The organism is Bacillus sp. M5A3_1b (assembly GCF_053345335.1).
Genome location: NZ_JBKEZY010000003.1, coordinates 357,496 through 378,260, shown reverse-complemented (window position 1 = coordinate 378,260; position 20,765 = coordinate 357,496). Strand labels below are relative to the sequence as shown.

At 39.1% G+C, this 20,765-nt stretch carries 20 protein-coding genes; 19 read left to right on the top strand and 1 reads right to left on the bottom strand.

All coding sequences use genetic code 11. The features are described 5' to 3' along the window. The first annotated feature begins 32 nt into the window (after positions 1–32). The 4 genes from atpD (at position 33) to ACLBWW_RS11590 (ending at position 3,478) form a co-directional block, all read left to right on the top strand. Positions 33–1,442 carry a F0F1 ATP synthase subunit beta gene (gene atpD, locus ACLBWW_RS11605; RefSeq protein ID WP_048542681.1) on the top strand — a complete coding sequence of 470 codons (1,410 nt, stop codon included), beginning with the start codon at positions 33–35 and terminating at the stop codon, positions 1,440–1,442. Positions 1,443–1,462: 20 nt separating this feature from the next. Further along, positions 1,463–1,864, top strand: a complete 402-nt coding sequence (gene atpC / locus ACLBWW_RS11600; RefSeq protein WP_000847206.1) for a F0F1 ATP synthase subunit epsilon — start codon at positions 1,463–1,465, stop codon at positions 1,862–1,864. Positions 1,865–1,994: 130 nt separating this feature from the next. Beyond that, positions 1,995–2,777 (top strand): DUF975 family protein, encoded by a 783-nt coding sequence (locus tag ACLBWW_RS11595; RefSeq protein ID WP_000578786.1) that lies wholly within the window; start codon positions 1,995–1,997, stop codon positions 2,775–2,777. 47 nt (positions 2,778–2,824) lie between these two features. Then, on the top strand, positions 2,825–3,478 hold the full coding sequence (locus ACLBWW_RS11590) for a DUF975 family protein (RefSeq protein ID WP_048542679.1): 654 nt from the start codon (positions 2,825–2,827) through the stop codon (positions 3,476–3,478). Positions 3,479–3,494: 16 nt separating this feature from the next. On the opposite strand, the gene ACLBWW_RS11585 is transcribed toward ACLBWW_RS11590, so the two are convergent. Then, the gene (locus ACLBWW_RS11585; protein WP_447614045.1) at positions 3,495–6,224 is read right to left on the bottom strand and encodes a putative bifunctional diguanylate cyclase/phosphodiesterase; all 2,730 of its coding nucleotides are present in this window, start codon (positions 6,222–6,224) and stop codon (positions 3,495–3,497) included. 289 nt (positions 6,225–6,513) lie between these two features. On the opposite strand from ACLBWW_RS11585, the gene nuoA reads away from it, so the two are divergent. From nuoA to spoIID, 15 genes are all read left to right on the top strand, one after another. Further along, entirely contained in the window at positions 6,514–6,882 is a 369-nt protein-coding gene (gene nuoA / locus ACLBWW_RS11580) for an NADH-quinone oxidoreductase subunit NuoA (protein ID WP_431123121.1), read from the top strand. Continuing rightward, positions 6,873–7,391 carry an NADH-quinone oxidoreductase subunit NuoB gene (gene nuoB / locus ACLBWW_RS11575; protein WP_000236331.1) on the top strand — a complete coding sequence of 173 codons (519 nt, stop codon included), beginning with the start codon at positions 6,873–6,875 and terminating at the stop codon, positions 7,389–7,391. The genes nuoA and nuoB overlap by 10 nt, the downstream gene beginning before the upstream one ends. Further along, positions 7,388–8,653, top strand: a complete 1,266-nt coding sequence (locus ACLBWW_RS11570; RefSeq protein ID WP_447614044.1) for an NADH-quinone oxidoreductase subunit C — start codon at positions 7,388–7,390, stop codon at positions 8,651–8,653. The genes nuoB and ACLBWW_RS11570 overlap by 4 nt, the downstream gene beginning before the upstream one ends. A 3-nt stretch (positions 8,654–8,656) precedes the next feature. Then, positions 8,657–9,757 carry an NADH-quinone oxidoreductase subunit NuoD gene (gene nuoD, locus ACLBWW_RS11565; RefSeq protein WP_000621434.1) on the top strand — a complete coding sequence of 367 codons (1,101 nt, stop codon included), beginning with the start codon at positions 8,657–8,659 and terminating at the stop codon, positions 9,755–9,757. Then, a complete protein-coding gene (gene nuoH, locus ACLBWW_RS11560; RefSeq protein WP_000573437.1) occupies positions 9,757–10,758 on the top strand; it encodes an NADH-quinone oxidoreductase subunit NuoH in 1,002 nt (333 codons plus the stop codon). The genes nuoD and nuoH overlap by 1 nt, the downstream gene beginning before the upstream one ends. A gap of 25 nt (positions 10,759–10,783) precedes the next feature. Continuing rightward, the gene (gene nuoI, locus ACLBWW_RS11555; RefSeq protein WP_000677191.1) at positions 10,784–11,203 is read left to right on the top strand and encodes an NADH-quinone oxidoreductase subunit NuoI; all 420 of its coding nucleotides are present in this window, start codon (positions 10,784–10,786) and stop codon (positions 11,201–11,203) included. Further along, complete coding sequence (locus ACLBWW_RS11550) at positions 11,200–11,724, top strand: NADH-quinone oxidoreductase subunit J (RefSeq protein WP_048542672.1); 525 nt, start codon at positions 11,200–11,202, stop codon at positions 11,722–11,724. Before nuoI ends, ACLBWW_RS11550 begins: the two co-directional genes overlap by 4 nt. After that, positions 11,717–12,031 (top strand): NADH-quinone oxidoreductase subunit NuoK, encoded by a 315-nt coding sequence (nuoK, locus tag ACLBWW_RS11545; RefSeq protein ID WP_000100078.1) that lies wholly within the window; start codon positions 11,717–11,719, stop codon positions 12,029–12,031. The genes ACLBWW_RS11550 and nuoK overlap by 8 nt, the downstream gene beginning before the upstream one ends. 29 nt (positions 12,032–12,060) lie before the next feature. Further along, positions 12,061–13,923, top strand: coding sequence for an NADH-quinone oxidoreductase subunit L (gene nuoL, locus ACLBWW_RS11540; protein WP_048542670.1), 1,863 nt, complete (start codon positions 12,061–12,063; stop codon positions 13,921–13,923). Next, positions 13,920–15,422, top strand: coding sequence for an NADH-quinone oxidoreductase subunit M (locus ACLBWW_RS11535; RefSeq protein ID WP_447614043.1), 1,503 nt, complete (start codon positions 13,920–13,922; stop codon positions 15,420–15,422). The genes nuoL and ACLBWW_RS11535 overlap by 4 nt, the downstream gene beginning before the upstream one ends. A gap of 7 nt (positions 15,423–15,429) precedes the next feature. Next, positions 15,430–16,944, top strand: coding sequence for an NADH-quinone oxidoreductase subunit NuoN (gene nuoN / locus ACLBWW_RS11530; protein ID WP_327986646.1), 1,515 nt, complete (start codon positions 15,430–15,432; stop codon positions 16,942–16,944). A 216-nt stretch (positions 16,945–17,160) separates the two neighbouring features. After that, entirely contained in the window at positions 17,161–17,397 is a 237-nt protein-coding gene (locus tag ACLBWW_RS11525; protein WP_000940744.1) for a DUF1146 family protein, read from the top strand. A gap of 51 nt (positions 17,398–17,448) precedes the next feature. After that, positions 17,449–18,153: a YwmB family TATA-box binding protein gene (locus ACLBWW_RS11520; RefSeq protein WP_447614042.1), complete on the top strand. Its 705-nt coding sequence runs from the start codon at positions 17,449–17,451 to the stop codon at positions 18,151–18,153. Positions 18,154–18,192: 39 nt separating this feature from the next. Continuing rightward, on the top strand, positions 18,193–19,497 hold the full coding sequence (gene murA / locus ACLBWW_RS11515) for a UDP-N-acetylglucosamine 1-carboxyvinyltransferase (RefSeq protein WP_000411269.1): 1,305 nt from the start codon (positions 18,193–18,195) through the stop codon (positions 19,495–19,497). A gap of 208 nt (positions 19,498–19,705) precedes the next feature. Further along, a complete protein-coding gene (spoIID, locus tag ACLBWW_RS11510; RefSeq protein WP_447614041.1) occupies positions 19,706–20,725 on the top strand; it encodes a stage II sporulation protein D in 1,020 nt (339 codons plus the stop codon). Positions 20,726–20,765: the final 40 nt, after the last annotated feature.

Below are 20,765 nucleotides of genomic sequence, written 5' to 3'. Positions count from 1 at the left end.
GGCTAATTAAAAGAAAGCTAGGAGGGAACCCGATGAATAAAGGGCGCGTTACGCAAATCATGGGTCCGGTTGTAGACGTTAAGTTTGATGGCGGAAAGCTACCAGAAATCTACAACGCCCTTACGGTAAAACAAAGCAACGAAAACGGAGCAAGCATTAACTTAACATTTGAAGTTGCACTTCATTTAGGTGATGATACAGTTCGTACAGTTGCAATGTCTTCCACAGACGGACTTGTTCGTGGCACAGAAGTAGAAGATACTGGTAAAGCAATCTCTGTACCAGTTGGTGATGTAACACTTGGTCGCGTATTTAACGTATTAGGTGATGCAATTGACTTAGATGGTGAAGTTCCTGCGGATGTACGTCGTGATCCAATTCACCGTCAAGCACCTGCATTCGAAGAATTATCTACTAAAGTAGAAATTCTTGAAACTGGTATTAAAGTAGTAGACTTACTTGCTCCTTACATTAAGGGTGGTAAGATCGGTCTATTCGGTGGTGCCGGTGTAGGTAAAACTGTATTAATTCAGGAATTAATTAACAACATCGCACAAGAACACGGTGGTATCTCTGTATTCGCTGGTGTAGGTGAGCGTACTCGTGAGGGTAACGATTTATACCACGAAATGAGCGATTCTGGCGTAATTAAGAAAACTGCGATGGTATTCGGACAAATGAATGAGCCACCTGGAGCACGTCAACGTGTTGCATTAACAGGTTTAACAATGGCTGAACATTTCCGTGATGAGCAAGGACAAGACGTACTATTGTTCATCGATAATATCTTCCGTTTCACGCAAGCAGGTTCTGAAGTATCTGCCCTTCTTGGTCGTATGCCATCTGCGGTAGGTTACCAACCGACACTTGCAACAGAAATGGGTCAATTACAAGAGCGTATTACATCTACAAATAAAGGGTCTATCACGTCTATCCAAGCGGTATATGTACCAGCCGATGACTATACGGATCCAGCACCAGCTACAACGTTCGCTCACTTAGATGCAACAACAAACTTAGAGCGTCGTTTAACACAAATGGGTATTTACCCAGCCGTAGATCCATTAGCATCTACATCTCGTGCACTTTCTCCAGAAATCGTAGGAGAAGAGCATTATGAAGTAGCTCGTCAAGTACAGCAAACTTTACAACGTTATAAAGAGCTTCAAGATATCATCGCTATCTTAGGTATGGATGAGTTATCTGAAGAAGATAAGTTAGTTGTACATCGTGCTCGTCGTATTCAATTCTTCTTATCTCAAAACTTCCACGTAGCTGAGCAGTTTACAGGTCAAAAAGGTTCTTACGTACCTGTAAAAAATACAGTTAGCGGATTTAAAGAAATTCTAGAAGGAAAATATGATGACCTTCCAGAAGATGCATTCCGTCTTGTAGGTGGTATTGAAGAAGTTATTGAAAACGCGAAGAAAATGATGGCGTAAGGCCTTAGGAGGGACGAATTATGAAGACATTTCCAGTCAGTATTGTAACTCCTGATGGACCGGTTTACGAAAAAGAAGTAGAAATGGTAAGCGTAAAAGCAGAGAGTGGGGAAATGGGGATCTTACCAGGTCACATTCCAACTGTTGCACCATTAAAAATTAGTGCAGTTCGTCTGAAACATGGTGGACACACTGATTATGTAGCAGTAAGCGGTGGCTTTATCGAAGTTCGTCCAGATAAAGTAACTGTATTATCATCATCTGCTGAAGAAGCAAACCATATCGATATCCATCGTGCAAATGAAGCGAAGCGTCGCGCTGAGCAACGTATGCAAGATAAACAAGCACATGTTGACTTTAGACGTGCAGAAATGGCATTACAACGTGCTGTGAACCGTTTAAACGTTTCCGACATGAAATAAAAAATCCGTAAAGGCTTTGCCTTTACGGATTTTTTTATGTAGTTCATGGATAATTTTACAAAAATGGTATAATTATATTGATGCTTGTATAAGTAGAGAATGTACAACAATTTATAAAGGGGATGAAGAAATGATCGGTGAAATGAAACGAGAAGCGTTGCACTCTTTAAAGGGAAAATGGGGGCTAGGTGTTGGATCAACGATTTTATATTTTATTTTAAGTTATGTTGTTTCAATGGCTGCAATGCTTATAATGTTAATTCCAGGAATTATTATATTTTTCTTAGTTGTTAGCTTAACTGGATCAGTTGAAGAGGAAACGATGTCAATCGGAGCAGGTATTACATTTGGTATTTTTTATTGCATCATAATAATTTTGAGTAACGCATCGTATGGAATTACATCATACGGTTATACAAATGTATTTTTACAGATTAGTAAACGGGAAGGTGCTAAAGTAGATCACTTATTCGAAGGATTTCGTGGCTTTAAAAGAATGATGAAAACGATGTGGGCAATGCTTGCGATTTTATTATATACAGGTACATGGATTCCAATGTTGCTAGTAGCCTTATTCGCATTTTTCGGTGAAGAAGGAAATACGTCGTTTACTATCGCTTTCTTTGTACTATTAGCTATTTCAATCGTTGTTATGATTGTGATGTATTTTTCTTATGCGATGACGTACTATGTAATGATTGAAAATCCAGAGTATAGTGTGTCACGAGCAATGAAAGAAAGTAAGCATCTTATGAAGGGACATAAGTTAGATTTGTTTCTTTTATGGCTTAGTTTTATAGGATGGGGTATTTTAGCGATTCTTACACTCGGAATAGGATTTCTTTGGCTTAGTCCGTATATGAGTACAACGACAGCGCATTTTTATCGCTATCTTTCAAAAGATGAATTGTAGTAGGAACATGCTATACTAATAGAGTTATTACGTATAGGAGGAACAATATGATTAGTGATTTAAAAGGAGAAGCGCTAGATTCATTAGAAGGGAAATGGGGATTAGCTGTCGGGGCAACATTACTGATTTCGATTCTTATTTCAGCTTTTAGTTTTAGTATTGATTTCATTTTCTTTCAATTTTGGGATTGGAAAGAAGTAAATAACTCACTTTCAGTAGACGTTATTACAATATTGATGGTAGGTCCATTAACGCTAGGTGGTTATCATTTAGCACTACATATCATTCGTGAAAAAGAAGCGAGTATTGGGCATATATTCAGATGGTTTACAGAAGGAAGTAAGTTTATAAAGTCATTTTTATTATATATAGTAGTGAACATTTATATTTTCTTATGGTTTTTATTATTTATTATTCCAGGCATTATTAAATCATTTTCTTATGCGATGACGTACTTTATAATAAATGATCATCCTGAGTATTCCATAAATCAAGCTATTACAGAAAGTCGTCGTATGATGAATGGACATAAGATGGAGTATTTCATTTTATGTTTAAGCTTTATTGGTTGGTTTATATTAAGTTGTATTACGTTAGGGATTGGATTCCTATGGCTAATTCCATATTTTTATACGACGTCAGCAGCTTTTTATGAAGAAATTGCAGAGGAGTATTACGAGAAAACAATTCCGACACTATAAAAACACCCAGTATGAGCTATTGGTTCATACTGGGTGTTTTTTGTAGAAATTTTATAAATTGATGACTAGTAAGTGGTTTACTGAAATAGTAACCTTGCATATATTTACAGTTGTTCTTTTGTAGAAACTTAAGTTGTTTTTCTGTTTCAATTCCTTCAGCAACGACAGAGAGGTTTAAAGTATTTGCAAGGGAAAGGATAGTGGAAACGATAGCTCGTTCCTCAGGCCGATGATCGGCTAGTTGTGTAAATTCTCTCGGTACTTTTAACGTATCGATAGGGAAAATTGATAAATAAGCGAGAGAGGAATAGCCGGTACCGAAGTCATCAATGGACGTTTGAATACCATATTCCTTTAATTGTTTTAGTCTTGATAATGTTTCTTTTTCGTTGATCATTGCAATTCGTTCTGTTAGCTCAAGTGTTACATGCTTTGGATCGACTTTAATGTCTGTTAGTATTTGTGAAATGTTCTCGATTAAATAATCTTGCTGGAACTCCTTTGCTGATAAGTTCACACTTATTTTTAAATCTGTGTAGCCGAAAGTATGCCATATTTTTAACTGGCGACAAGATTCTTTTAATACCCAATGACCGAGTGGAATAACCTGCGGAGTCTCCTCTACAATTGGAATGAACTCACATGGTGGAATGTCACCTAGGAGTGGATGTTTCCAGCGTATTAATGCTTCAGCACCAATAAATTTTTTCGTCGTAATATCAATTTGTGGTTGATAAACGAGATAAAATTCTTCATTTACTAAAGCGAGTGGTAAATCTTTTTCAATTCGAGCTTTTCGTTCCATTTTTTTATACAATTCTTTCGTGTACAGAGAGCTACCATTTTTTCCTTTGTTTTTTGCTTCGTACATGGCCATATCAGCATGCTGTAAAATGGACAATGGATCTTCACCTGCTTCAGGATATATTGCAATCCCGATGCTCGGTGAGATTTGTAAATGTTGACTTTCAATTTCGAATGGTTCGTTCATGGCTGCTACAATCGTATCAGCCATTTTTTTTACATCGGGTCTTTTTTTATAATTTTCGATAAGGATTGTGAACTCATCCCCAGCTAGCCGGGCGAGTTTCATATTTGGTGTCGATAGTCTTTCTAGTCTTTTTGCTACTGCAATTAATAGAAGGTCTCCTACCCTATGACCGAGGGTGTCGTTAATAACTTTAAAGCGGTCTAGGTCGAGAAACATAACAGCAAAAGGCCTTTTTGATATTTCGGATCGAGCAATTGCTTGTTCTACATATTGATGAAATGCACGGCGATTTGCAAGCTCTGTTAAAGTATCATGATATGCTAGAAAATTAATTTGTTCTTGTTGTTGTTTGCTTTCCGTAATATCTTTAATCATTAAATAAACACCAGAAATATGATCCTTTAAAAAGATAGGAACTGCTGTAACATGCAAGTAGTAAATATCCCTATTCTTATGATATGCCCGTACTTCTAAAGAAATAGATTTCCCCTTTTTTACCCGATGAAAGGCACTAATGATTTCTTCCAAATCTTCTTCATACATAAGTGAATAGTAAGGTTGATTTAATAATTCATTCGTTTGATAACCGAGCAAAGTAGTACCAGCGTTATTCACTTTGAGAAAATTACCGTACAAATCTAAGGTGAAGATTGGATCTGGATGATGCTCATATAAAGATTTAAACATCTGTTGGTTATGATATAGTTCATTTTTTTGTTCTACTAAATCTTCTGTACGTAGTTCAATTTGTTTTTCGAGTTCCGAGTTGAATTGCATTTGAGCTAGTAATAATATTTTATTTTGTTTTCGAACTAAACTATGGCGTATGAGAACGAAGGAGAAAGTTATGATCAGCCCGATTACTACAATAGGTGCAAAAACATATTCAACTAGTATAAAAACAATAAGCATTACTACAGAAATATAAGGTAATGACAATCTGATCGATTCCCCAAGTTTAGGTGTTAATAGTACTTGCTCTTGTCTTTCGGGTTCTTTTGTATGCAGAATACAGGCGATTGCTACTAGTACTAAAGTTACTTGATAGAGAGGAGTAACTGTAAACATAGAATACTCGGGTATAAAGTATTTAATATAAGCATAAATCGCATCTGTAGTAGCATATAAAATTAAAGCACTGCCAAGAAGCGCACCAACTTTTTTGGATAATAAGGATAATGGCTTGAATAACAGATTGATTCCTATGAGAAGAAAGAGCAAATCGGCCATTGGATAGGTAAGTTGAACAAATATGTCGATATAGGATGTTGAAGAAACGTGAATGGTGCGTTCAATAAGTAAGTAGTAACTTAAAGTGAATTGTGCTGTAACAATAATACAAATATCACATATCATAAAAAGCTTTTCTAATAAATCGCGGTTATAGATGATTTCATATAGAAACGCAAATGCAAAGCTAATTAAAAAAAGTAAGTAAAAAAAATCGGACGGATCAACGAATGTATAATAGTCCTTTAAAATTAAACGTTGATAGGCAACGACCATATCACCAATGAAATAAGAGAGGGTTCCAACAGATAAAATGGTCCAAAATAAACGAGGTAACCCTTCTTTCCTATTTGAAAAATAAAGTATATAACTACAAGCGATAATATCAATGAATAAGGTACTCATTCCAATTAATATTTGAAAAGGAAATGAGTATTCATATAGAAAAGGCATTGCCACGTAATGAATCGCTATAGATAACAATATAATGCTTATAAGAATACTTACATGTGTTTGTTTTTTCATTTATCTCACCCACGGTATATACATATAAATTCCTCTTTTTATTTTTTATTGTTTCTTGAAACATATATATAATTTCTATACTTATTTTACACAGGTATAGCGAGTTATAAAAATAGATTTTAATAATTCTCGTTTCGGTCCCCAATATATCGACATAGGAATTTGAAGTTTGCTATAATGATTAAAATAGTTGCATTATTTAGAAAAATTTAAAAATAATAATTACTGCAACTAGGACATATTGTTTACTAAGTGAACTTGTTCTTAATTCAGGGGGGAGGGTTTCACAATGGCAAGTGTATATGAAAATAGTTATATGATCGTTTTGATTTTCTTGCTATTAGGTATATTGCTGCCGGTAGTGGCTCTTACATTAGGAAAGATGCTGCGTCCAAACAAACCAAGTGCAGCGAAAGCGACGACGTATGAGAGTGGGATTGAGCCTTTTCATAATGCAAATATTCGGTTTCATGCTCGTTATTATATTTTTGCTTTATTGTTTGTCATCTTTGATGTAGAAACTTTATTTTTATATCCATGGGCTGTTGCATATGACAAGCTCGGTTTATTTGCACTGATTGAAATGCTCATCTTTGTTGTAATGTTGCTAGTTGGATTAGCGTATGCTTGGAAAAAGAAGGTGTTACAATGGTTATAAATTTTGAGGAATTACATCCAAATGAGCGGGCGGAATTAGAACGAAATATCTTTTTTTCTACATTGGAGCAGTTAAAAGGATGGGCACGAAGCAATTCTTTATGGCCGATGACATTCGGACTGGCATGCTGTGCAATTGAAATGATGGGAGTAGGTTCATCACATTACGATTTAGATCGATTTGGGTCATTTTTTCGGACATCGCCAAGGCAATCGGACGTTATGATTGTGTCGGGAACAGTAACGAAGAAGATGGCTCCTATTGTTCGGCGTTTATATGATCAAATGCCCGAACCAAAATGGGTTATTGCAATGGGATCTTGTGCGACAGCAGGTGGCCCATATGTAAATTCGTACGCTGTTGTGAAAGGTGTGGATCAAATTGTACCAGTTGATGTGTATATTCCTGGTTGCCCACCCAATCCTGCTGCTTTAATTTATGGAATTAATAAATTGAAAGAAAAAATTCGTTACGAGGCAAAGACGGGAAAGCAGGTGACGAATAAATGAGTGATCCAAATAAAAATCTAGAGGATTTGAAAAGAGAAGCGGCTAGGCATGCGAAAGAAGAGGCGAGAAAGCGTCTCGTTGCGAAACATGATGCGGAAATAAGTAAACTTGAGGAAGAAAATCGAGAAAAAGAGAAAGCGCTACCAAAAAATGATGATATAACTGTGGAAGAAACAAAACGACGTGCAGCCGCAGCCGCAAAAGCAAAAGCGGCAGCGTTAGCAAAGCAAAAAAAAGAAGGAACAGAAGAGGTAACGGAAGAAGAAAGGGCCAAAGTGAAAGCGAAGGCAGCCGCAGCCGCGAAAGCAAAAGCGGCAGCGTTAGCAAAGCAAAAAAAAGAAGGAACGGAAGAGGTAACGGAAGAAGAAAGGGCCAAAGCGAAGGCGAAGGCAGCCGCAGCCGCGAAAGCAAAAGCGGCAGCGTTAGCAAAGCAAAAAAGAGAAGGAACAGAAGAGGTAACGGAAGAAGAAAGGGCCAAAGCGAAGGCGAAGGCAGCCGCAGCCGCGAAAGCAAAAGCGGCAGCATTAGCGAAGCAAAAAAGAGAAGGAACCGAAGAGGTAACGGAAGAAGAAAAGGCAAAAGCAAAGGCGAAGGCCGTGGCGGTAGCAAAGGCAAAAGCGGCGGCTTTAGCGAAGCAGAAGGCCTCGCAAGGTAATGAGGATTCAGAAGATGAAAAGGCGAAGGCAATTGCAGCAGCGAAGGCAAAAGCGGCAGCGGCAGCAAGGGCGAAGACAAGGGGCGCTGAAGGTAAAGCGGAAGAGGAGCCGAAGCAGGAAGAGCCATCCGTGAATCAGCCGTATTTAAATCAGTATGTTGAATTTATTAAGGGGGAAAAAGGCGAAGGTGCATTAGTAGATTCCTACATTAATAAACTTTCAAAAGACGTGCCAACTCTTGTTGTGGATCCCGCAAAATATTATGAAGTAATGGAGTTACTGCGATTTCATGAGGGACTTGCTTTTGATTATATGTCAGAGCTACATGCGACGGATTTTGTGACACATATGGAAGTGTATGTTCATTTATTTTCATATGGAAAGAAACAGTCAGTAGCGGTGAAGGTGAAGTTGGATAGGGAAGCACCAGAAGTAGAGTCGGTTGCAGCGCTTTGGAAAGGAGCGGACTGGCCAGAGCGAGAAGCGTATGATTTGCTCGGCATTGTATTTAAGGGACATCCGAATTTATCACGTATTTTAATGCCTGATGATTGGATAGGGTATCCGCTTCGGAAAGATTATGAACCGTATGATGTGGAGGTGTAGCTTATGATCCGTACGGAAGAAATGCTTTTGAATGTAGGGCCTCAGCATCCGAGTACACATGGTGTGTTCAGGCTTGTTATTAAGATTGACGGGGAAATTATTAAAGAAGCTACACCAGTTATTGGATATTTGCATCGCGGGACCGAAAAGATTGCCGAGAGCTTACAGTATACGCAAATTATCCCTTATACAGATCGAATGGACTATTTATCGGCCATGACGAATAATTACGTCATTTGCCATGCTGTAGAGACGATGATGGGGCTTGAAATCCCGGAGCGGGCTGAATACTTACGAGTACTTGCAATGGAGCTTGGAAGGATTGCGAGCCACCTCGTTTGGTGGGGGACAAATCTTCTTGATATAGGAGCGGTCAGCCCGTTTTTATACGCGTTTCGTGAACGAGAGATGATTATAAATTTATTAAACGAATTATGCGGTGCCCGTCTTACTTTTAACTATATGAGAGTCGGGGGTGTAAAGTGGGATGCGCCGGACGGTTGGATTGAAAAAGTGGAAGAGTTTGTTCCGTATATGCGAGAGCAATTGGCAGGTTATCATGATCTCGTTAGCGGTAATGAGATTTTCTTAAATCGCGTAAAAGGCGTTGGTATATATAGCGCGGAAGAAGCGATTTCGTATTCTTTAAGCGGAGCGAATTTGCGGTGTACCGGAGTAAACTGGGATCTTCGCAAGGATGAACCGTACTCCATTTATGATCGTTTTGATTTCGATATTCCTGTTGGGAGTGTGGGAGATGCTTGGGATCGTTACGTTTGCCGCATGCAAGAGATTGAGGAGTCATTAAAAATTGTTGAGCAAGCTGTCCAGCAGTTCCCGAAAGACGGAGCTGTGCTAGCGAAAGTGCCGAAAATCATTAAGGCGCCTAAAGGGGAAGCGTTCGTCCGTATAGAATCGCCGCGAGGAGAGATTGGTTGCTATATTGCTAGTGATGGAAAGAAAGAGCCGTACCGCTTGAAGTTTCGTAGGCCGTCTTTTTACAATTTGCAAATTTTACCGAAGTTATTGAAAGGTGAAAACATCGCCAATTTAATTACGATTTTAGGTGGAGTTGATATTGTACTTGGGGAGGTTGATGGCTAATGATTGAAACGCTCTTACAATCACCTTCAAGCTGGACGAATTTCTTCATTTTTTTCGGATTAGCGGTGCTTTTATTATTTGCAGTCCTTGGCTTCGTTACATATGGTATTTTGGCAGAACGGAAAGTAATGGGTTTTATGCAAGGGCGGATTGGACCAAACCAAGTTGGGGGCCGGTTCGGTTTACTGCAAACGGTAGCTGATGTTTTAAAACTATTATTGAAAGAAGATAGTATTCCGAAAGCGGCAGATAAACCGTTGTTTATATTAGCGCCTGTCATTGCATTCGCACCGGCATTTATGGTGCTTGCAGTCATCCCGTTTACTGATAAATTTCAGTTCGCGGATATTGGCGTAGGCTTACTGTATTACATTGCTGTTTCTGGCATTACGACGATTGGTGTCGTAACCGGGGGGTGGGCATCAAATAACAAATATTCCCTTTTAGGAGGGATGCGTGCGGCGGCGCAAATGATTTCTTATGAAATTCCGCTCGTAATGAGTGTAATTGGCGTCGTTTTGTTAGCTGGTAGCCTGAATTTAAATGAAATTGTAGCAGCGCAGGAGAATGTTTGGTACATTTTCGTGCAGCCAATCGGTTTCGTCGTTTTCTTAATCGCGGCGGTAGCAGAGTTAAATAGGACGCCGTTTGATTTACCAGAAGCAGAGTCGGAACTTGTTTCTGGATATCATACGGAATACTCAGGGTTTCGATGGGCGTTTTTCATGCTTTCAGAGTACGTATATTTCTTCGGAATGGCATCTTTAATTACAGTGCTCTTTTTAGGCGGATGGAATCCAGTTATGTTCCTTGGATTTATCCCAGGAGCTGTATGGTTTGCTTTGAAATTTAGCAGTGTAGTCTTTCTATTAATTTGGTTCCGCGTTACGTTTCCGCGTATAAGAGGTGACCAGTTAATGGAGTTTGGCTGGAAAGTATTATTGCCAATTGCACTTGCGAATATTTTCTTAACGGCATTGATTAAGGAGTTATTCTTCTAATCTATGAGGGGGGTGCCAGTAAGAGATGAAAGGACTATTTAAAGGATTAAAATATACATTAAGCAATTTGAGTAAGAAGAAGGTGACTTACGATTATCCGAATCAACCGTTGCCGTTGCCAGACCGCTTTCGAGGCATTCAAAAGTTTTATCCAGAAAAGTGTATTGTTTGTAACCAATGCTCCAACATTTGTCCGACAGACTGTATTCAGTTAACAGGAAAAAAACATCCGGATCCTACGAAAAAAGGAAAAATTATCGACACGTATGATATTAATTTTGAAATTTGTATTCTGTGTGATTTATGTACAGAAGTTTGTCCGACAGAGGCGATTGTTATGACAAATAACTTTGAGCTCGCGGAATATTCACGTGATGATTTATTTAAAAATTTGCAGTGGCTTGACGAAAACGACGAAAACGTCAGGAAGGAGAATAAAGCATGAATGGCGAGTTTGTAGCATTCTTCATACTATCCTTGTCTGCAATTATCGGCGGTGTTCTTATGTTGAACTTAACGAAAGTCATGCATATGATGCTAGCTCTCGTTCTGACATTTCTTAGTATCGCAGGTTTGTACTTTCTTTTATCGGCCGAATTTATCGGAGTTGCACAAATTTTACTTTACTCCGGTGCGATTACAATTATTATGATTTTTGGCATTATGTTAACGCAACATAACGCAGAAAATGAATCGCGTCTTACTCTTCGAAAATGGATTATCTTCTTTGCGGTTGTAGCATTTGGGGCAGTTATGTATTTTGCTGTTAACAATATTGATTTTGCAAATGAAAGCACACAAGGAAGTTTACCTCTCCATGAAAAAAACACACTTCAAATCGGTACACTTCTCTATTCGAAATATATTATTCCATTTGAGTTAACCTCAGTCATTTTACTTGTAGCACTTGTTGGCGCGATTGTACTTGCGAAGAAGGATGAGAAAGAGGAGGATTCCAATGAGTAGCGTTCCAGCTTCTGCATATTTAACGCTTGCGATTATTTTGTTTTGCATCGGTTTGTTTGGAGCTTTAACGAAGCGAAATACAGTGATTGTATTAGTTTGTATTGAATTAATGCTTAACGCGGCCAATTTAAATTTAGTCGCGTTTAGTAAATTAGGTTTGTTCCCAAATTTAACAGGGCAAATTTTCTCTCTGTTTACGATGGCTGTAGCAGCAGCGGAGGCGGCGGTAGGACTCGCCATTTTAATTGCTTTGTATCGTAATCGTACGACGGTTCATGTAGATGAAATGGATACGCTCAAAGGATAACATTGTGACCGAAAAGGGGGAAGGAAACAATGATCGATTATGCATGGCTCATACCGCTTTTCCCGCTTGTTTCGTTTTTTTTATTACTTATATTCGGGAAGAAAATTAGAGAAGGAAGCAGTGTACTTAGTATTTTCCTCGTCTTTCTCTCCTTTATATTTGCGGTACTTGTATTAATAGAACGGTTTTCGAAAGTAGGATTGAAGCATAAGTGGGTATGGCTTAGAACGGGAGATATTGATATATCATTTGGCTTTGAAGTGACTGCATTAGGGGCTTTAATGCTGTTTATCGTTACACTTGTGAGTTTACTTGTACATGTGTATTCGAAAGGTTATATGAAAGGTGATGAAAGATTACCAACTTTCTATGCCTATTTAGGGCTCTTTACATTTGCAATGCTCGGGCTCGTTATATCACCGAATTTATTACAGCTTTATATATTTTGGGAGCTAGTCGGCCTTGGTTCATTTTTACTCATCGGTTTTTATTTCTTTAAAGAAGAAGCGAAGGCTGCTGCGAAAAAGGCTTTTATTATGACTCGTATTGGAGATGTCGGTTTATTTATTGGGATGATCTTAATTTTCTGGCATGCAGGTAGTTTTGAATATGACGCAATATTTAGGGCGATTCATACGGGGGATCTTACCCCTACGATGATTACAATAACAGCGATATTAATTTTTATCGGGGCGATGGGGAAGTCGGGTCAGTTCCCGCTTCATACGTGGTTACCAGATGCGATGGAAGGGCCGACTCCTGTTTCGGCACTTATTCATGCGGCGACGATGGTCGCAGCTGGCGTGTATTTAGTGGCGACGATGTTCCCACTATTTTCAGCAAGTACGGTGGCGATGCAGACGGTGGCAATCGTTGGAGCTTTCACCGCAATCTTTGCGGCTTCTATCGGTCTTGTTCAAACGGATATAAAGAGAGTGCTTGCTTATTCTACAGTTAGCCAGCTAGGTTATATGATGCTCGCATTAGGATCTGCTGGTTATGTAGCTGGTGTTTTCCATTTAACGACACACGCTTTTTTTAAAGCGCTACTATTTTTGGCGGCAGGAAGTGTCATTCATGCAGTGCATACGCAAGACATTAATAAAATGGGCGGTTTACAGAAGAAGATGAAAGTAACGGGTGCACTATTTTTAATCGGTACACTTGCAATTAGTGGGGTGCCACTCCTTTCTGGTTTCTTTAGTAAAGATGAAATTTTAGCGGTGACTTGGATGAATGGCAATTACGTTTTATTCATATTAGCAGTAATTGCAGCATTTTTAACAGCATTCTACATGTTCCGGCTCTACTTCCTTGTTTTTACTGGGGAAGCAAAGACAAAGGAAGATGTGCATGAATCGCCCCGCATTATGACGTATCCGATGATCGTTCTCGGGGTCCTTGCAGTAGTGGCAGGTTATATAAATACACCGTGGTTTGGGACGTTTCTCGGGGATTGGCTTACGAAAGATGTAGCATTTAAAGCGCGAGAGGCACATGGACCAGTTTGGATTATGATTGTTGCGACGCTCGTTTCCTTGGCTGGGATTGCTCTCGCATATTTCATATATGGTAAGAAATCTATTTCTAGAGATTGGGCAGGTGGCGATGGAACACCTCTTTATAACCTTTTGAAAGAAAAATATTATGTGGATGAACTATACAATATGACGGTGATCCCTATTACGAAGGGAATCGCCCATGTGCTTCGCTTATTTGAGGCGTATGTAGTCGAAGGAATTGCCGTTTTAATAGGGAGTCTAATTAAAGGGCTAAGCGGACTCGGTTCTAGACTCCAAAACGGAAATGTACAAGTGTACGGCACTGTAACAGCTGTTTCACTTGCATTACTCGTCATTATTTTGCTCTATACGGGAGGGGATTTACGATGAATGATTTGTTATTAACGTTCTTCATTTTTTCCCCGCTTTTAGGAATTCTCTTACTTGTATTAACGTCAAAAAAAGAATCGCGTACTGTGCGAGCGCTTGGTTTATTTGGGACGGCGCTTCCATTTGGAATCGCTATCGTCCTCGCTTGTACATATGCTTCTGGAAAGAGTTTGTCGCTATTCGATGAAAAAGTGAAATGGATTAAATTTGGGGATTTTGCAGCGGTGGATAAAAGATGGTTTTCCATTTATTACGAGCTCGGTATTGATGGTTTATCGCTCGTTATGATGGTGCTGACAGCTCTTCTAGCGATGCTTGCAGCAATTGCGGCATTTACTATTAAAAGAAACTTGAAAGCTTTTTATATGCTGCTACTCATGTTAGAAATAGGGATGCTCGGCGTCTTCGCTGCTCAAAATTTAATGTTGTTCTTTATCTTCTTTGAAATTACTTTGCCTCCAATGTTTTTATTAATTGGAAAGTGGGGGAAATTGTCGAGTGAAAAGGCTGCTTATAGTTATTTAATATATAACGGTATTGGCTCCGCTATTTTACTCATCGTTTTCTCAGTTTTATTTGCAAAAACAGGTACAACAAATATTACAGAGCTTAAAGAAATATTAACGAGTGTAGGTGCTGGGGGAGGAATGACTGTCTCAAGCAGCTTACAGTTCGGTTTGTTTCTTGCCATAATGATTGCCTTTGCGATTAAACTACCCGTTTTCCCGCTACATCGCTGGATGGTCAATGTGCATGTTGAAGCGCATCCAGCTGTAGTTATGCTTCACGCGGGCGTTTTACTGAAGATTGGGGCATACGGTATGATTCGTTTCGGAAAGGGGCTATTCCCGGAATACTTTCGCGAGTTTGCAACGCTTATTGCGATTTTAGGAGTCATCAATTTATTGTACGGAGCCTTCTTAGCGCTCATTCAAACGGACTTTCGGAAGGTGCTTGCTTACTCTAGTATTTCGCATATGGGCATCGTATTAATGGGCCTTGCGGTGTTAAATGCACCAGGTACACAAGGGGCACTATTCCAAGTTGTCTCTCACGGTTTAATTGCGGCCTTACTCTTCTTCTTACTTGGCGTTATAGAACAGCGCTTTGGAACGTCGGACATTACAGCGCTTGGCGGACTCGCAAAAAGTGTCCCGGTACTTAGCGGATTCTTCTTAGCAGGAGGAATGGCATCGCTTGGATTGCCAGGAATGTCTGGATTTGTTAGCGAGTTTCTTGCCTTTCTCGGTTTATTCCAAGGGGAGCCAGTCATTGCTGCAGTCGGTGTACTTGGCATCATTTTAACCGCTGTATACGTATTAAGAGCAACGCTTCAAGTAACATTTGGTAAGAAAGAGTGGGAGGCGAAAGCTGATATACACGGTTGGGAGTATGTGCCTATATTGCTACTTATCTTCTGCATTATTGCAATTGGAGTAATGCCAGAAATACTAGGGGATCCGCTTCAAAATACATTGAAAACATTGGGGGTGAAGTAGGATGGATATGAATACGTTACTTAGCTTATCATGGCATCTCATGGTGCCAGAATTCATTATTCTCGGAGCAGCCATCCTTCTTTCCATATGTGATTTATTTTTTAAGCTGAACCATAGATATGTAGCGCTTAGTGCAATCGCAGCCGTCATATTAGCAATCGTGTCGTTAATCACGCTATACGGTGAACCGACAGGAGATATTTTAAATGGATCGTTTGTGTTAGATGGGTTTTCAAAAGGGTTTAAAACGTTGTTATTAGGCGGAGCGGCCCTCATCTTATGCACCGCCATGAGCGATGATAAGAAGAATCCAATTGAAGATAAGGGAGAATATTATTACTTATTTTTAATGGCACTTCTTGGGGCTATGTTTATGGCCTCTAGTGTTGACTTCATTACACTTTTCGTCGGTTTAGAATTGCTTTCACTTTCTTCATATATTTTAGTAGGAATACGAAAAAGGAACCGTGCGTCAAACGAGGCGGCCATGAAATATGTCATTAATGGCGGTATTGGCACGGCAATTACGCTCTTTGGAATGAGTTATTTATACGGTATTACAGGATCAACTAATATCGTGGACATGCAAAAAGTATTCGCAGGGGAGCTTGCTGGTGGTATTCAGTTATTGTTAGCTCTCGCATTTCTACTATTGCTCGTTGGACTCTCGTTTAAAATTGCGACAGTGCCGTTTCATATGTGGGCACCAGATGTGTATGAGGGAGCGGCTACACCTGTTACTGCTTTTCTCGGGACGATTTCTAAAATTGCTGGATTCTTACTCATTATTCGTCTGTTTCTCATGGTTTTTGCAAGTGTATCGGTGCAAGGAGACGTGCAATCTTTATACGGACGTATGAGCATATACATTGCAGTACTAGCGAGTATTACGATGATTATTGGAAACGTAGTAGCGTTAAAGCAATATAACGTAAAACGCCTATTTGCCTATTCGGGAATCGCACATGCGGGGTATTTACTCGTTCCGCTTGTAGCATTATCACCATTTACGATGGATAGCATGTGGTTTTACATGCTTGCGTATATGCTTATGAATATAGGTGCATTTGCAATTATTCACGGCTTAATCTTACAAAGCGACAAAGAAAACATTACCATTTTCACCGGATTATATAAAAGGTCGCCATTTACAGCGATAGTGATGACGATTTTTATATTATCGTTGGCCGGAATACCAGGAACAGCTGGTTTCATCGGGAAAATTAACATCTTTTTAGGTGCACTGCATGTAGAGCCAGCTCATTACGTACTAGCTTCTATTATGATGGGGACGACAGTCATCTCATTTGTATATTATTTCCGTATTCTACAGCAAATGTTTTTCCGGACGGGAGAAGTGGAAGAGAAAATTCGTTTGCCATTGAATATAAAGGTTGTTATGAGCCTTTGTGCAATCTCGATTGTAATACTAGGGATTATGCCGATGATTGGATACAATTTCTTTTATGAATATTTTCCATTAATGAAGGATTTCTTCTTCTTAGGGAACGTGGTACAATAAGTGAAAATAAAAGGTGTGGAGTTGTTACTCTGCGCTTTTTATTTTGTGTGAATTACAATTGAAAATGCATGTAGGTATATGTTTTTTTTTGAGAGCAAATTACGATGTGAAATGTAAGATGCTTATTTGTATTTGAAAAAGTGTGGCTCCTACTTATCATGGTATCGTTTTTATAGTATTTCGTAAGTAGTAGCTGGGTAAAAAGGGGTCGATTTTTTGGCACATCTTTTAGGGCAACAAGCACTGATTGCCATTGTTTCGCATTTATTGTTTATTACCATTACGTGGTGGGCCTTACAAGGTGTTCACATTGAGCGTTTAATGAAGTCTGGAAAAGTGATGCAGACGCGAGTGTTACTCATCCTAATTACAATTGCAATTGGGACATCTGTAAGTAACTTTTTCCTTGATTATTTAGGCTATTCAAAGAGTTTAACGTATTTAGTAAAGTAAGTGTATAGAACCTCATATCTCCGTTAACAATGGGGATAGGAGGGGATGAAATTGAAGCTTAAAGCCATTCTTATTGTTGTGATAAGTGTTGTTTTATTTTTGGTTGGATATATAGAGATGAAACCGATCAGCGATGAACAGAAAATGGAGAGCATGATTGCAACTTTAGAGAAAAATGATGCTAAAGTAGAGAAGTGGTCATGGTTAGCGCGAGAAACAAAAACAATTTCTAATATACATACGTTTCAAAAGTTGTTAAACGATGTGAAGGACAAGGCGAATATTCAAAAGTGGGAATTAGAGCAATCTCCAGATGGATATAAAGCTACATCCTATAAAAAGTTTTCTTCTTATGAAGAACGAGTAGTAGTAACATGGAGTAAGGAAAATACTAAAGAAAACACTTTCATTATTTTTGAAGTAAGCGGGGCGAAATGGGACCCGAAGTACATTCAGAAAACAAATAAAATTTTTAGTGAAAAACCTATAATTTACACTTGTGTTCAAGGTGTACTGAATGATAAGATTGAAGGTGTTTTGCAAAATAAAACCAATCAGTTTTTGAAAGATCTTTCAGCAAGAGCGATCGAACAGATAGAAGAAAGAGCATTTGTGTCAGTCTCCGCATACAATAAAAAGTGGGATGACGCTCTTTCAACAAATAGAGAGAAAATAAATGTGCAAATAGCAATACGTTCTACAGACAACAAAGATACAATTGTGGTTGGCACACCGATCATAACTTCTGAGTATTGAGTGAATAGATACTGAAAAAAGGACACGGAGGGGAATAATTTGGAAAAGATCATCGTCCGTGGCGGAAAGCGGTTAAACGGCACAGTGCGTGTTGAGGGCGCAAAAAATGCTGTATTACCTATAATCGCTGCAGCCCTATTAGCGAGTGATGGAAAGAATGTACTATCTGAAGTACCAGTTTTGTCTGATGTATACACAATTAATGAGGTATTACGTCATTTAAATGCTGAAGTCGTATTTGAAAATAACCAAGTAACAATCGATGCTTCTAAAGAACTAAACATTGAAGCACCATTTGAATATGTACGTAAAATGCGTGCATCTGTTCAAGTAATGGGACCATTACTTGCACGTAACGGCCGTGCTCGTATTGCACTTCCTGGTGGATGTGCAATTGGTTCACGTCCAATTGACCAACATTTAAAAGGCTTCGAAGCAATGGGAGCAAAAGTACAGGTTGGTAATGGTTTTGTTGAGGCATACGTTGAGGGAGAACTAAAAGGAGCTAAAATTTATTTGGACTTCCCAAGCGTGGGCGCGACAGAAAACATTATGTCTGCAGCTACATTAGCAAAAGGGACAACAATCCTTGAAAACGCAGCGAAAGAACCAGAAATCGTTGACTTAGCTAACTTCTTAAATGCGATGGGAGCGAAAGTACGCGGAGCTGGAACTGGAACGATTCGTATCGAAGGCGTTGATAAATTATATGGTGGAAACCACTCTATTATTCCTGACCGTATTGAAGCGGGAACATTCATGGTTGCAGCGGCAATTACTGGTGGAGACATCTTAATTGAAAATGCTGTACCTGAACATTTACGCTCAATTACAGCGAAAATGGAAGAAATGGGTGTTAAAGTTATTGAGGAAAATGAAGGTGTACGTGTTATCGGCCCAGATAAGTTAAAAGCGGTTGATATTAAAACTATGCCTCACCCAGGTTTCCCAACAGACATGCAATCACAAATGATGGCATTATTACTACAAGCTGATGGAACAAGTATGATTACAGAAACGGTATTCGAAAACCGCTTTATGCACGTTGAAGAATTCCGTCGTATGAATGCTGATATTAAAATCGAAGGTCGTTCTGTTATTATGAACGGTCCAAACAGCTTACAAGGTGCTGAAGTAGGCGCAACTGACTTACGTGCTGCTGCTGCATTAATCTTAGCTGGTTTAGTATCTGAAGGTTACACTCGTGTAACTGAGTTAAAGCATCTTGACCGTGGTTATGTAGATTTCCATAAGAAATTAGCTGCATTAGGTGCAACTATTGAACGTGTAAACGAAAAAGTAGAAGAAGTGAAAGAACAAGAAGTTTCTGATCTTCACGCTTAATTGAAATAGTCTCTACGTCTTTTGACGTAGGGACTATTTTTTTGGGTTATTACTGTTATAGTCAATAAATTCTATACTTATGCACGTACCAGTAAAAATATTTAGAAAATTTTCGTTTTAGCTACTTCCCCCTTAAGTATGTTCTAAAAGGAAGAGTTGTTCCATAAGAATGAATGGAGTAAAGCTTTTGGATATTGGGGGAAATAAGATGAAATTTTCAAAGCCACTTTTTATCACAGTAGCGCTTCTCATAGCGCTCGTTATCATTGTACCTGCTGCTCTTGTTATTCCGTTTGCGAAAGCAAAAGTAGGGGAAGAAGCAGCTTCTAAAACTCCTCCAGCAATAGAAAGTATACCAGCTCCAGGGAAAGTGGATACAGCGGTTCAAGTTGCTGTATATCGTGATCGGCAAAAGAAGGTAGATACATTACCTATGGAGGAGTATGTGACCGGTGTAGTAGCTTCTGAGATGAATGCCAGTTTTGAAATAGAGGCGCTAAAGGCGCAGGCATTAGCAGCGAGAACATTTGTGGTACAGCGTATGCTAAGCGGAGGAAAGAAAAACAATGCGGACGTGACAGATACGGTGAAAGATCAAGTGTACAAAAGTAAAGAAGAATTGAAGAAACAATGGGGTAATAACTACGAAAATAACTTGAAAAAAATCGAAGAAGCCGTTTCGAAAACCGCAGGACAAGTTTTAACGTATGATGGAAAACCAATCTCAGCATCCTTCTTCTCAACGAGTAATGGCCGGACAGAAAATGCGGCTGATTATTGGGGAAATGATTATCCGTACTTAAAGAGCGTAGATAGTCCGTGGGATCAAGCCTCTCCAAAATTTACGAGCGAGCAAACCTTTACAGTAGCTGACTTTCAAAAGCGTCTCGGTGTGAAAGTACTAGCAGACGGAAAAGTTGGTGATATTAAAGGACGTACAGAAGGAAAACGTGTAAAAGACGTAGCGTTTCAAGGTAAAACATTAACCGGAAGAGATGTGCGTGACAAATTAGATTTACGCTCTTCTGACTTCACGTGGAAACAAGATGGAGATAAAATCGTTGTTACGACGAAAGGCTTCGGCCACGGCGTTGGTATGAGTCAATATGGAGCGAATGGCATGGCAGCGGAAGGTAAGAAATATACAGATATCGTTGCTCATTATTATAAGGGTGTCGAAATAAAGTCGATGAATGATTATGAAGGAAAGTTAATGGTGAAGAAGTAGAGGGAAAAGAGACCGTTCCAAGAGGTATGTTGGGACGGTT